Raw genomic sequence first — 432 nt, 5'->3', positions numbered from 1 at the left:
GCGCCAGGATGACGGCGATGATCCAGAAGCGGATCACCACCTGGCTTTCGGTCCAGCCGAGCTTTTCGAAATGATGGTGGATCGGCGCCATCAGGAACACCCGCTTGCCGGTCATCTTGAAATAGCCGACCTGAATGATGACCGACAGGATTTCGACGACGAACAATCCGCCCACGATGACCAGCACGATCTCGTGCTTGGTGGCGACGGCGACCGTGCCGATCAGGCCGCCCATGGCCAGCGAGCCGGTGTCGCCCATGAAGATAGCCGCCGGCGGCGCGTTGAACCAGAGGAAGCCGAGGCCAGCGCCGATGACCGCACCGAGCACGACCGCGAGTTCACCGGTGCCGGGCACGAAATGGATCTGCAGATATTCGGCGAACACGGCGTTGCCGGAGAGATAGGCGATGACGCCGAAGGAGGCAGCCGCGA

The 432-nt window shown here is 63.0% G+C and carries 1 protein-coding gene; it reads right to left on the bottom strand.

Annotated features, from left to right (window positions below; genetic code table 11):
• On the bottom strand, nucleotides 1-432 hold a 432-nt coding region (mraY, locus tag EN994_RS35005; protein ID WP_127308325.1), incomplete at both ends, for a phospho-N-acetylmuramoyl-pentapeptide-transferase.

Source organism: Mesorhizobium sp. M7A.F.Ca.CA.002.09.1.1, from assembly GCF_003998555.1.
Taxonomy (GTDB): Bacteria; Pseudomonadota; Alphaproteobacteria; order Rhizobiales; family Rhizobiaceae; genus Mesorhizobium; species Mesorhizobium ciceri.
Note: the sequence above shows the minus strand (reverse complement) of the source record. Positions and strands in the feature narration are given on the sequence as shown.